This window comes from Bdellovibrio sp. HM001 (assembly GCF_055397275.1).
The window spans coordinates 1757874-1770043 of record NZ_AP029174.1; the positions used below are offsets into that span (position 1 = coordinate 1757874).

The window sequence follows — 12170 nt, forward strand, 5'->3', positions numbered from 1 at the left end:
CTTTAGTGCAGGTTCGACAAGTCCAGCTGATTCATTTGATTGATTTTCCAGCCGGTAAATTCTGGCTTTGCCAGCATCGAGAAATGAATTCCACCCAAAGGGATCCAAAGGTGCCGCTGTATCAGGAAGTCCATTCCGGCCTGGCACCATTTTTTCTGCTCAGCACTTTTTCGTGCCTGTGCAAGTGAGGACAAAATGCGATCGTATTCAGGGTCCTTGAGGCGGAAGTAATTTTCGGGGCTTTCCGGGGCAAAGGTTTCCAGTGCGGCCAGGCAGGTCGGGCGGTCTGGAGAGACTCCTTTGCGGAACAAAGCTGGTGGAGATTTCTGCAGGATCTGCAGATAAACTTTGTTCTCTTTGGCTTCAAGATGGGTTTTAAGCCCCGCATTCTTTATCCACTGATTCTGCATCCATTCCGTTGCCCGCTTGTGATCTTCGCCGCCAAGGCTGGAAAACATGAACGTATAAGTGCTGCTGGAAAGACCCTTTGTCACTTTCTTCAGGTCAAAATCATAACAGGGGGCTTTTTCCGGGAACCAGGAATCCGGAACTCCCACACAACCAGGACGCCCTTCAGACGAAAAAATCTTCTGCAGTTCCACGTAGTTTAAAGAATAAATAAAGGCTTTGCGCAATTCCTCTCGATCTTTCAGCTCAGGCCCAAACCCTACATAATCCAGGCGTGTGACCGGAATCCAGTGAAAATCCGGGCGCTTCTTATGGCTAGGGATAAACAGAGTCGGCAAGCGGCGCAGGAACTGCAGTTCATTCTTTTCATAAAGCTGCAGGGCCACGGTGTCTTCCTCAATGAACAGAAACTCTACCTGAGGGCGTGAAGCATGACCTCCGTGATAGCTGTTGTTGGGGAGAAGAATGATCTTTTGTCCTTTTTTCCATTCAGCCAGTTTGTAGGGGCCGGAGTAAGCGGAAAGATCGCTCTTGGTCGGTGCCAGAAGGAAGCTTGCCAGATTGTACTCAAAATCCGGATCGGCTTCCTGGAATTCAAAGCGCAAAGTGAGGGCGTCAGGGGTCGTGATCCCCAAAGAAGTCATTTTGGCTTTGCCGAGGTAAATGTCTCGGGCATTTTTAATTTTAAAAAGTAAATCCGCACGGGGAGCCGCCGTTTTTGAATCCAGAATCTTTTTGTAAGTGCGCAGGAAGTCCTCGGCGGTCAAAGGCGAGTTGTCGCTCCATCGCAGATCCTTCTTCAGTTTGCAGGTCAGAACCTGTTTTTTGTCGCGGGAGCATGAACTGCCAAGGTCTGGAACCAGTCCGGCCTTGTCATCAAAAGTGAAAACATTGCGATAAAGATTTCCCAATAAGTAGCTGGACGCTGAAGTTTTTTGTTTGTTCGGGTCCAGGCTGCCGGGCTCTGTCGCCAGGTGCAGGCGGAAGACTTTGTCAGAGGCAAAGGTCATCGAAGGGAATGCCAGAAGGAGTGCAAGGATGATTTTCATGTTTTTGATCTTAGCGTAGCGGGGCTGTGAATTGAAGCGGGAAAACGTCCTGATAAAGGGCTTTTTGTTGCAAACTTCTTGCCGCAGAAAAGTCCCTCCGCTCAGAATAAAGTTCTTAAGAGGGGTTATGTTAAAGCTTATTCTAGTGCTGACGTTGTTATTGTCATTGACGTCCTGTCGTTCTGCCTCGGTAAAGCCTGAAAATCAGGAAGCTCCCCGTATGGAAGGTTCCATTCCCAGTGGGGGCCGCTGGGCGGAGGGCAGAGGTGTTTCGGGTTGGAATGTCTTTGTGGAGCTGGAAAACAAGTCCCAAGAACTGACGCAAAAGAATCTTCTGTTAGAACTTAAAAAAGAGACCGAAAGCCAGTTGCAGGCGTTGGGATTTAAACTGGTTCCCGGCAAAGTTGACGCCCATGTTTTCATTCGCATGAGCTATTCCGAGGTCAGTTTTGCGACTGCATTTCCGTTTGAAAACGTCGGCCCACTCCCGCCAGAAACAGAAAAAGGGGATGCTCCCGCGGAGCAAATCCCGACCTCCTCGCAAAGAAGTGTGCAGGTTCTCATGGATGGAAAGTTTTATTCACTACGCTCAGAGCAGAATGAAAAAGTTGGCGATTACTACCTGACAGTTTATGCGCAGAATTATGGTGAGCGGCCACAGGATATTTATTGGATGCGCCAGCGTGGATTGGTCGGATCAGAGGCTCTTCGCAAGGCTATTGAAGAGTCCACCAAGGCATGGATCACAGGTCTGGAGACCCTCAAGAGCCGCGTGCAGGAGCATAAACAAGCCGGTCCCCCCGGGTGCCTTCCCAGGCTGGGCTTTGCCGTCGAACCGGTTTCGATAAATGGGCAGTTGAAGTACCAGGTCACCACTGTTGATAAGAAATCGCCGGCGCAGAGGGCGGGAATGCGAGTTGGGGACTTCGTGCTGGAAGTGGACTCGCACTCTTACGGTGAGTTTTCAAAAAAACCTGAATTTAATAAAGCAGCCTACAAAGACTTAAAGAAAGTGCCTTTAAAACTTTTGCGCGGAAAAAGCGAAATTGTGACCCAGATTCAGGCGCAAATGGTTTGTCAATAACCTAGGGAACCCATGGCAGTGGCAGGCGCAACAAAGTGTTGATTTGCGCTGTTGCCAAAGAGGCAGAGCCTTCAACGGTCAGTGAGACGGGGCTGTTGTTGGCATGCCCGACGACCCGAATGATGTCACCTTCTTTGGTGATGACCAGTTTGACCGGGGTGCCTCGGGCGAATCCCTTGATTGTCTGCCCTTCAGGGGTGACAGAGAGGCTCAGAGACACCCGCTGCCCATAGGCGTATCCCGAAATCACACTTCCGTTTTCGGATTTAAGAATTTCCAACGACAGCGGTTGTCCGTCTGCGTGACCGGAAAGTTTGGTGATGGTCTGATCCTCTTGCAGACTGAGTGAAATCGGCCGGTTGTTGGCGTGACCGGAAACGCTGGCGGCTTGCGATGAAAGGGCGATCATTAACAAGGCGGGAGCGACAATCAGAAACTTCATAAACCATCTCCTGGAACATAATTTTTGTGCGATTCTAGGCTGGTGGTTTAAGCTTTTGCAAATTTGAATTTGGTAAGACAATCAGAGATGTTTTTAAGGTTGCAGGCTTGCAACAGAAAATAAAAAAGCTGGGAGGTTTTGCCTCGCCAGCTTTTTTTCGGAACCAGATAGAGATAAAAACTATTTATCCAATTCCATTTTTGCGATCGTTTGCAATTGCATGTTGGTTGTTCCTTCATAGATCTGACCGATCTTAGCGTCACGCCAGAATTTCTCAACCGGATATTCTTTCGTGAAACCGTTACCGCCAAACAAGTCGATGGCTTTGGAAGTGATTTTCTCTGCCGCGCGGGAAGAGTAAAGCTTCGCCATTGCGGCAGCTTCGATGAAGTCCTGACCCGCGTCTTTCAAGCGAGCGGCATTGTAAACCATCAAACGAGCTGCTTCCAGCTCCGTGCGCATTTCTGCCAACTGGAACTGAACACCCTGGAAGTGAGCAATCGGTTTGCCGAACTGCTCGCGACCTTTAACGTACCCAAGAGCGGCTTCGTAAGCACCTTGAGCGATACCGATCATTTGTGCGCCGATACCGATACGGCCTTCGTTCAGTGTTTCAATCGCGATCTTGTAGCCTTTGCCGACTTCGCCCAAAACGTTTTCTTTTGGAACTTCGCAGTTTTCAAATAGCAATTCGCAAGTGGAAGAAGCGCGGATGCCTAACTTGTCTTCTTTTTTTCCTACTGTGAAGCCTTTGAAGCCGCGCTCAACGATGAACGCCGTGATGCCTTTGTAGCCCTTTTCTGGAGCCATGTTCGCGAACACGATAAAGATATTGGCCTCGTTACCGTTGGTGATCCACAATTTGGAGCCATTCAGGACCCATTTGTCACCTTTGTCTTCGGCTTTCAATTTCAAGGCGAAAGCGTCAGAGCCGGAAGAGGATTCAGACAAAGCATAAGCGCCCACGGATTTGGTCGCCATTTGGCTAAGGTATTTTTCTTTCTGAGCCTCAGTGCCCCATTTCAGGAAGGCATTGGTGGTCAGAGTGTTTTGTACGTCCACAAGAACGGAAACAGAACCGTCGACGCGACCGATTTCTTCAACTGCCAGGCAGGCCATGAAGAAGGTGGAACCAGCGCCGCCCCATTTTTCAGGAGTCTCGATACCCATCAAACCCATTTCGAAAAGTTTCGTCAGGATCTCTGGGTTCATGGCCGCTTTTTCGTCCATGTGAGTGACGTGAGGTTTGATTTCAGATTCAGCGAAAGATCTTACCGCATCACGGAAAGCCACTTCGTCTTCAGAAAGTGTCGTAAGAGCGGGGCGAGCATTTAGAACATCAGACATTGAATTTCCCTTCGATCGGAAGCCACCAGCTTTAGGCCTTACCTAAACCCGCTCCTTCGGACAGTCCTCGCGGACGCCTCCCTTCGGGAGTTGCTGCTGCGGAACTTGGATCGGGCTTAGGTAAGGCCTAAAGCTGGTGGCTTCAGTTCTTGTTAAAACGTGTATGAAAAGCGGGAATGACCGTATCTGTTTTAAGGGATGAATTCAAGATTTTGAGAGGACAAGAGGGATACTTTTAACGAGCTGTGTTAGACTGATTGCACTTTAAATGTGCAACTGTTTCGCTACACTAGACAAGGGTCTAGGTGTGTTTTAGCGTGAGGGTCTATGGATTTGATGGAAATTGGTGCCAAGATAGGCGTTTACTTTATTCCTTTCCTCTTTGCGTTGTGCTTCCACGAGTTTGCACACGGATGGGTGGCGCGTTTGCGTGGTGATAACACGGCAGAGCAAATGGGTCGTTTGACGATGAACCCTTTGGCGCATATGGACATGATCGGAACCTTCATCCTGCCTTTGGCGGCGATCATCTTCTCTTCGCCGATCTTCTTTGGGTGGGCAAAGCCGGTTCCGGTGAACTCGCGCAATTTGAAGAACCCCCGGGTGGATATGTTCTGGATCGCTTTGGCGGGGCCGCTGTCTAACATCCTGTTGGCGTGTGTGGGGGCTTTTGTCATCGCATTGGTCGCGAAGTACTACTCTTTCGGCATGTATGCCAAAGGGGCGGTGACCATTTTGCAAACGTTTATTGTGACTAATATGTTCCTGGCTTTCTTCAACCTTTTGCCGGTGCATCCTTTGGATGGTGGCAAGGTGCTGGCGCGTTTCCTGCCAGCCAGTTTGAATTATAAGCTGGAGCAAAACGAGCACATCACCAGCATGGTGCTGATGGTGCTGGTTTTAACGGGTGTCCTGCGCTTTTTGGTGGGCCCGGTTATTTGGAGCTCTGAGCGCCTGATCGGTCTTGCGATGGGCGGAGTGGGTATCTAAAAAGTTGTTGAAATAACACAAGCGGCTTGATTGAATTGTCGCCGCTTGGCTTGTGGAACGAATGCAGAACGTTCTCAAAATGAAATTGGTAGAGGGGACCATCTTTCATGAGTATTACAGTACAGTTGCCTAAATTCGAGGGACCTCTAGGGCTGCTTCTTTACCTTATCCGTAAAGAGGAAATGGACATCATGGACATCAAAGTCCATGAGATCACCAAGCAATACCTTGATTACATCAAATTGATGAAAGAACTGGATTTGGAAGTGGCAGGCGAGTTCGTGGCGATGGCTGCGACCCTGATTCAGATCAAGTCCCGCATGCTTTTGCCTCAGTATGATGAAAACGGCGAAATCGTTGAAACCGAAGACCCACGTAAAGAGCTGGTGCAAAAGCTTCTTGAATACCAAAAATATCAAGAGGCCGCGAAGCTTCTTTATGAGCGCCCGTTGGTGGGTCGCGATGTGTGGTTGCGCGGTATGCGTGAATCTCTGGATGAAAAGGAAGAAGAAATTGTCCTGGAAGACAACGCCCTGTTCTCTTTGATCGCCAGCTACCGCAAAATGCTTCGTTCCGTGAAAAAGAAAGTGCACCAGGTGGCGGCGAAAGCTCAGTCCATCTCCAGCCGTGTTCTGGAAATTAAGGACCGTCTGATCGTGGGTCAGAAGACCACATTGATGGAGCTTGTGACGGCGACAGAAGATCGCGCTCGTCAGGCTTTGATCACGTTCCTGTCTTTGTTGGAGCTGGGTAAAATGGGCTTTGTCGGTCTTTATCAGTCCGAGGCCTATTCTGACATCTGGGTGGATACGAAAAAGCCGATTGAAACAGACGTCCTGAGCCGTGTGGAAGAATACGACTCCATGGGTGCTGATCAGGTGGCGGCCAAAATGATGGAAGATTCAAAGAAAATCGATGCTGACGAAGAGTTTATCCTGACAGATGCAGAAGATCTGTTGGAAGAAAACAGTCAGATCCAAATGGAATTGGGTGCTGGTCTTGCAGAAGGCACAGAGCTGGTTGAAGGCGCTGGTGCTGACGATATCGCCACGGACGACGAAATCTTGGCTGCAGAAAATGAATTGTTTAAAGATGACGTGACGGAAGTGTAAGAGGGGACCATGTCTGAAGAAAAAGACGAATTGTTGAATGATGAAGTAAATCACTCCGAAGATTCTGAAATGGTGGATGCTGAAGCCGAGGAAATGTCCGACGCTGAGGACTCCTCTGATGAACTTTCTGCCGGAGACGTGGATACCGAAGCCTCTTTGTTCCTGCAAGAGGAAGAAGAAACTGAAGGTTTCCTTCCTGAAGTCAGTGAAGACGAAGTCGCTGAAATGGAAGCGGCTTCTGATGACGAAGTTTCCGTGGATGGCACTGAGCTTGACGGCTTTGATTCCGCTGAAATCGAAGAAGTCGAGTTCGTTGAAGAAGAGCGCCTGGAAAGCATCGTGGAAAGCGTTCTGTTTGCGTCTGATCGCCCGGTCAGTCTGGCGTCCTTAAAATTGCTTTTCAAGGGTACCAACATCCGCGGAGACAAAATCCGCCGCGCCCTGGACCAACTGGCGGTGGAATACGCCGGCGGCCGTCGTGGTGTGACTTTGGAAGAAGTTCCAGGTGGCTATCAGTTGCGCACTAAAATCGACAATATGGAATTCCTGAAGCGCACTTTGAAAGCTCGTCAATTCAAGCTTTCGGGTCCGGCTTTGGAAGTTCTTTCTATCGTGGCTTACAAGCAGCCAACAGTTAAAGCAGAAGTTGATGAAATCCGTGGCGTTGAGTCCGGACACTTGCTGCGCGCTTTGATGGAAAAAAATCTGGTTTGCTTTGAAGGTAAATCCGAATTGCCGGGTCGTCCTATGCAATACGGAACTACTAAGAAGTTCCTTGAAATCTTCGGCCTAAGAAGCTTGAAAGAGCTTCCAACTTTGTCTCAGATCGACGAGTTGCTGCCCGAAGGTATCGACGAACAGCAGGCTGAAGAAAAACCAACTTTGGCGATGATCACGGATTCTATGTCAGAGACCTTTGTCGGTTCTTACTCTCAAGGGGAAGAAGAATTGATGAAGATTCAAGAACAACTTGAAGATATTGCGACAACCAGCAACTTCTTCGAGGAAGAAAAACGCCGTCAGGCGGAAAAACGTGATCAGGAACGCGCACAGAACATCCGTGATGCCCTGGCATTCGGCGAACCTGTGTCCACGCGTGATCAGAACTGGCTGACCAAGTACGACGAGGCTTTGGCTGCGGGTACAACTTTGGTCGCGTTGGCTGCTGAAAAGAAAGCGGCAGCATTCACCAAGAAACCTAAGTCTTCCATGGAAGAAGGCGAAGGCGGTGAAGAGATCTCTGCAGAAGGATCTGAAGAGACAGCTATGGAGGCTCTTGAAGAAGGTATGGAATCCACCGGTGAGGATGATTCCGACCTGGAAGAGGCTATCGTAGCATTTGATAATGATGAAGATCAGGATGAGGCTTCAGACGACCAATTGTTCGCTGACTCTGACGACGAATCTTCTGACGAAGACGAGGAGTTGCCTTTCCTAGGCGAGGCGGACGATATTGATGAAGAAGGTGAAGCTTCTGTTTAAAGCTCTTTTGAGCTTGTGGATTGTCTATAATATCTTTGTGATGTTGGTCATGCCCAATGTAGGAGCCTACTTTGGGCGGGTCACCGCGAATGTGGTGACCCCTTATGCCAACACCGTCGGTTTGAACGCGGGCTGGAACTTCTTTTCTCCGGAACCCGCGCACCCGATGTATCTCAAATACACCGTTTATTACCCTGAATCTGAAAACCTGGAAGGCGAGACTTCTCAGGAAGAGCGTGAACCTGTCGAGGGTTTTTTCCCTATTCAAAACGACAAACGCAATGTTCCCAATATCACCCACAAGCGTGAGTGGGCTTTGATGCGCTATATGGTTTTGGATGCGAAAAGACTGCGCCTTTTGATGGGGCCTTGGCTGTGCCGTCAGTACCCGGGCGCAGCTTCTATTGATATGGAACATGTGATCGAGACCATTCCGTTCTTGGATCAGGCCGTGCGTTTTCAGGAAGAAAGTGTGAAGGATCTCTCCAAAGAAGTGCAGTCCGTGCGTGAGTCCGTGTCCTGCCAGGGCGGGATGGACGAGGAGAGCTTATGATCAAAAAAATCTGGGCTCAGTGGGATCAGTTCTGGTTTGCCCCGCAAAATCTGCTGGGATTGGCCTATATGCGGGTCATGCTGTGCGGAACCCTGCTTTATATGAATATCACGCGGTTCTACAATCTGGAGTTTTACACGGACTCCAGTTGGATTCCCCGCGTTCGCGCTTTGGAAGTGATGCCAGAGTTGGGGCGTCCTTTGTTTATGTGGATGTTCTGGCCAGACTCCATGAACTTTGCCATGAACTTGGTGCTGGTGGTTTTCCTGGCTTTGTTGACCTTGGGCATCGGTGGCCGTTGGTTGATGTGGATCACCTGGATCATCAATGCAGGCTTCCTGCAAAGAAACTACGCAGTGAACTTTGGTGCGGACATCATCGGGGCTTTGTTCCTGTTTTATATGTCTTTCACGCAGTCCTGCGAACGATTGAGCCTTAAGAACCTGATTTTGCGAAAAACCCAATTCCGACAGTCGGATGTTCTAAGTTCCGCGATGATCCGCATGATGCAGGTTCAGATCAGCGTGATCTATGCCTACACCGGATGGGAAAAACTCAAAGGCGGCAGTTGGTGGGATGGGACTGCTTTGTGGAGTGTTCTGGCCAATCCGCAGATGACGACGATGGATTTTTCTTTCCTGAGGCATTTCCCATGGGTCATTCCAGTTATTGGCTATGTGACGATCCTGTTTGAAATCTATTTCCCGGCGATGGTGGTCTGGCACCGCACCCGTTACTTGTGTCTGTTGGTGGGTTTGTCCTTCCATGCGGGCATTGGGATCTTTATGGGGCTGATGCCATTTGCCACAGTCATGGTTTCAACCTACTTCCTGTTCCTGGATCCACAACTACTGGAAAAAGGTACCTGCTCACTTTTGCAGAAGCTGCGCATTAAAAGCCGAACGCCGGGCGCCTAGAATCGTGTTTTCGAATTAAATGCTAAAAGGAAAATGCATGACTTGTCGCTTCTGCAAAAGTGAGCAGGTACCTTTTAGTCTCATTTTAGGACGGGTAAATTAGAAAAAATTGCTGGAGACTGTCTCTATGTGAGATAGGGGTTATGCCAATGGTTTAGTTTGCCGATGAAGATAGGTATCCTTTTTGAGTGGGGGATTTATGAGATCTTCAGTGCGGTATTTAGCAGGACTTTCGGGTCTTTGTCTGCTCGTGACGGCTTGTCAGCCGATCCAGGGGGATTCTCTATTAACAGACCGAAAAGACGATTCCAGCGCTCACACCGTCAATAAAGAACCCAAGTCTGAAGAGCTGATGCTGCAGATGTATAATCCCAATATTAACATGACCAGCACGGACACCAAGGCCGAAGTCACAGGTGAATGTTACGTGTCCACCTATCCCTCTCACTCCATCATCGTTCTAAATGGCAGTACGCCATTGCCGGTGACAGATCTGAACTCGAACACTCCACTGAATTCTGGCTACGGGACCTGTCGCAATGGAAGATTCAACATTCTGGTCAATATAACGTCACTGGCCTCTCCGGCCGTTCACGCTTTGCGACTTTATCTGCAGGCCCGCGATGCGGACGGGAACGTGGTTATTAATGAGGCCCGTGGAGCCCCGCAATTCAATCTTAGCAAGTAATAGAATCTTATAAGTGAAAGAGCAGACAACGACTTTAATGAAACCCTAAAGGGTGAAGTTAAAGTCGTTTTTTAGTTTAAGAGGGGCTTCCTGATCCTTGGATTCAAGAATCAGTGTGTCTTTTAACTGCAAGTCGCGGATAAAATCGGCGCGGCGGTGTAAAGGTATCTCTGTGGCTGTCACATTGGAGAAAGTCGAGTTAAACGGAGTCTTCAACAGACTTTTTTCCTGATGCTCTGTGGAGGTCAAGGTTTCGAGAATTTCCAAAGCCACTTCTTTTTGTGTGGAGTTGACCGGAATGGCGGCTCCCCAGATCAAAAGAGCACTCAAATAGGGATGAGAGCTTTCTTTGAACTCACGATTCAAAGGAGTTTCGACAGCTCCTTCATCACTGGTTTTTGAAAGTTGATCGAGCTGTAAAGTCAGGATTCTTTTTTGAGAAACCTGATCCCAAAGTCCCTGCTCTTTCCAGACCTGGAAATGTTTTAACAACAAATCCTCGTCCGCCAGCAAGAAAAGAAAACTTTCCTTTTTGTTTTTCAGGAAGTCCAGGAATGTTTCATCCAGCGGCGTATCGATGCCGGTTTTGATCCAGTAAAAAGGCAAAAAGTAAAAATCTTCAGGCTTTTTACTTTTCACAAAGTCCGAAGCCACTCGCTGTAAAAGCTCACCACGATTTCCTGCCGTATTGGCCAGAAGGCTCTGATGTGCCAGGGTGTTGGCCCAGTACGAAGGCAGGAAAATCAAATCAGCAGAAGGGCTGGCCACCACATTCGCCAGCATGGATTCCCAGTCGCGAGTGACAGTCACTGAGAAGCGAACATGCAGTTCCTCTTCCAATTCCTGGCGCAGACTTTCCGGAAAAAGAATTTCATCAGTGGTCAAAACCTGAACTTTAATTGGACTGACAAAATAGGATCTAGAAATGCCTTGGGGCAGGACTCCGTGTAGAAATCCCACCCCCATGCAGATTAGAAAAAATAAGATCCAAAGAATGTTGCTTTTCAACAATGTTCCTTAAAGCCAGTTCAGCTTGAGTGACCGCTAGCACTCCGGCGTTGCCGGAGTAGCGGCACTCCAGCCTCCTCGGCGTGGCCGACTAGAACGCTTCGTCGAAGGCAACGGCGCCGGATACGCCTGTTTGGTAGGCGGAAACGCGTCTTTCGAAGAAGTTGGCTAGTTCTTGCATGTCCTGAAGTTCCATGAAGATGAACGGATTTTTCACGTTGTAGCGTGGAGCAATGTTCAAGCTTTCAAGGCGTTGATCAGCGCAGTACTCAAGATATTGTCTCATGTCTTTCGCAGACAATCCGGCAACACCCAGGTTTAGTACGTCGTGAGCAAATTCCATCTCGCACTCGATGGCGTCTTCAAGCATTTGCACAACCATGTCTTCCATTTGCTGGTTGAACAATTCTGGCTCTTCTTTGCGAGCTGTTTTAACAACTTCGATCGCAAAAGCCATGTGCATGGACTCATCGCGGAAGACCCAGTTGGTACCAGACGCCAAACCGGCCAAAAGACCTTTGGAGCGCAGGAAGTAAACGTAAGCAAACGCTGCATAGAAGAACAAACCTTCCACGCAAGTCGCGAAGCAGATCAAGTTCATCAGGAAGCGGCGACGATCTTCGATCGTGTTTAGCTCATTCAGCTCGTTGATGGAATCAATCCATTTGTAGCAGAAATCCGCTTTCTTTTTGATGGACGGGATGTTTTCAACAGCGGCGAAAGCCTCAGCGCGTTCATCCGGATTTGGAATGTAATTGTCCAAAAGTGTCAGATAGAACTGCACGTGCAAAGCTTCTTCGTAAAGCTGACGGGACAAGTACATGCGACCCTCTGGAGAGTTCACGTGCTTGTAAAGGTTCAATACCAGGTTGTTCCCCACGATAGAGTCACCCGTTGCGAAGAAAGCCACCAAGCGACGGATCAGATGTTTTTCTGATTCAGTCATTTTGGAGTGCAAGTCCACAAGGTCTGTAGAGAAATCAACTTCATCTACAGTCCAGGTGTTTTTGATCCCGTTTTTGTACATTTCGTAGAAAACAGGGTATTTCATTGGGCGCAAAGTCAGATTAAAGCCAGGATCTAGAATCAT

General features: G+C 48.8%; 12 protein-coding genes. 7 read left to right on the forward strand and 5 right to left on the reverse strand.

Annotated elements, in window-relative coordinates; genetic code table 11:
• Positions 1–2: 2 nt before the first annotated feature.
• The gene (locus ACZ5ZZ_RS08440) at positions 3–1457 is read right to left on the reverse strand and encodes a peptide ABC transporter substrate-binding protein (protein WP_464142268.1); all 1455 of its coding nucleotides are present in this window, start codon (positions 1455–1457) and stop codon (positions 3–5) included.
• A 127-nt stretch (positions 1458–1584) separates the two neighbouring features.
• On the opposite strand from ACZ5ZZ_RS08440, the gene ACZ5ZZ_RS08445 reads away from it, so the two are divergent.
• Positions 1585–2541, forward strand: coding sequence for a PDZ domain-containing protein (locus ACZ5ZZ_RS08445; protein WP_464121178.1), 957 nt, complete (start codon positions 1585–1587; stop codon positions 2539–2541).
• Between the two features lies 1 nt (position 2542).
• Here the strand turns inward: ACZ5ZZ_RS08445 and ACZ5ZZ_RS08450 are convergent, their stop codons facing one another.
• Together ACZ5ZZ_RS08450 and ACZ5ZZ_RS08455 are read right to left on the reverse strand one after the other, a co-directional pair.
• Positions 2543–2983 carry a hypothetical protein gene (locus ACZ5ZZ_RS08450; protein ID WP_464142270.1) on the reverse strand — a complete coding sequence of 147 codons (441 nt, stop codon included), beginning with the start codon at positions 2981–2983 and terminating at the stop codon, positions 2543–2545.
• A gap of 180 nt (positions 2984–3163) precedes the next feature.
• Complete coding sequence (locus ACZ5ZZ_RS08455; RefSeq protein WP_464121182.1) at positions 3164–4330, reverse strand: acyl-CoA dehydrogenase; 1167 nt, start codon at positions 4328–4330, stop codon at positions 3164–3166.
• 327 nt (positions 4331–4657) lie between these two features.
• Between ACZ5ZZ_RS08455 and ACZ5ZZ_RS08460 the strand changes: the two genes are divergently transcribed.
• The 6 genes from ACZ5ZZ_RS08460 (at position 4658) to ACZ5ZZ_RS08485 (ending at position 10072) form a co-directional block, all read left to right on the forward strand.
• Positions 4658–5320 (forward strand): site-2 protease family protein, encoded by a 663-nt coding sequence (locus ACZ5ZZ_RS08460; RefSeq protein ID WP_464121184.1) that lies wholly within the window; start codon positions 4658–4660, stop codon positions 5318–5320.
• 107 nt (positions 5321–5427) lie between these two features.
• Positions 5428–6432: a segregation and condensation protein A gene (locus ACZ5ZZ_RS08465; protein ID WP_464142272.1), complete on the forward strand. Its 1005-nt coding sequence runs from the start codon at positions 5428–5430 to the stop codon at positions 6430–6432.
• 9 nt (positions 6433–6441) lie between these two features.
• Positions 6442–7914, forward strand: coding sequence for an SMC-Scp complex subunit ScpB (scpB, locus tag ACZ5ZZ_RS08470; protein ID WP_464142274.1), 1473 nt, complete (start codon positions 6442–6444; stop codon positions 7912–7914).
• On the forward strand, positions 7889–8467 hold the full coding sequence (locus ACZ5ZZ_RS08475) for a hypothetical protein (RefSeq protein ID WP_464142276.1): 579 nt from the start codon (positions 7889–7891) through the stop codon (positions 8465–8467). Before scpB ends, ACZ5ZZ_RS08475 begins: the two co-directional genes overlap by 26 nt.
• Positions 8464–9384 (forward strand): HTTM domain-containing protein, encoded by a 921-nt coding sequence (locus ACZ5ZZ_RS08480; protein ID WP_464135105.1) that lies wholly within the window; start codon positions 8464–8466, stop codon positions 9382–9384. Before ACZ5ZZ_RS08475 ends, ACZ5ZZ_RS08480 begins: the two co-directional genes overlap by 4 nt.
• 199 nt (positions 9385–9583) lie before the next feature.
• Positions 9584–10072: a hypothetical protein gene (locus tag ACZ5ZZ_RS08485; protein WP_464121195.1), complete on the forward strand. Its 489-nt coding sequence runs from the start codon at positions 9584–9586 to the stop codon at positions 10070–10072.
• Positions 10073–10117: 45 nt separating this feature from the next.
• On the opposite strand, the gene ACZ5ZZ_RS08490 is transcribed toward ACZ5ZZ_RS08485, so the two are convergent.
• A complete protein-coding gene (locus tag ACZ5ZZ_RS08490) occupies positions 10118–10957 on the reverse strand; it encodes a hypothetical protein (RefSeq protein ID WP_464142278.1) in 840 nt (279 codons plus the stop codon).
• Between the two features lie 214 nt (positions 10958–11171).
• Positions 11172–12170, reverse strand: a complete 999-nt coding sequence (locus ACZ5ZZ_RS08495; RefSeq protein ID WP_088565253.1) for a ribonucleotide-diphosphate reductase subunit beta — start codon at positions 12168–12170, stop codon at positions 11172–11174.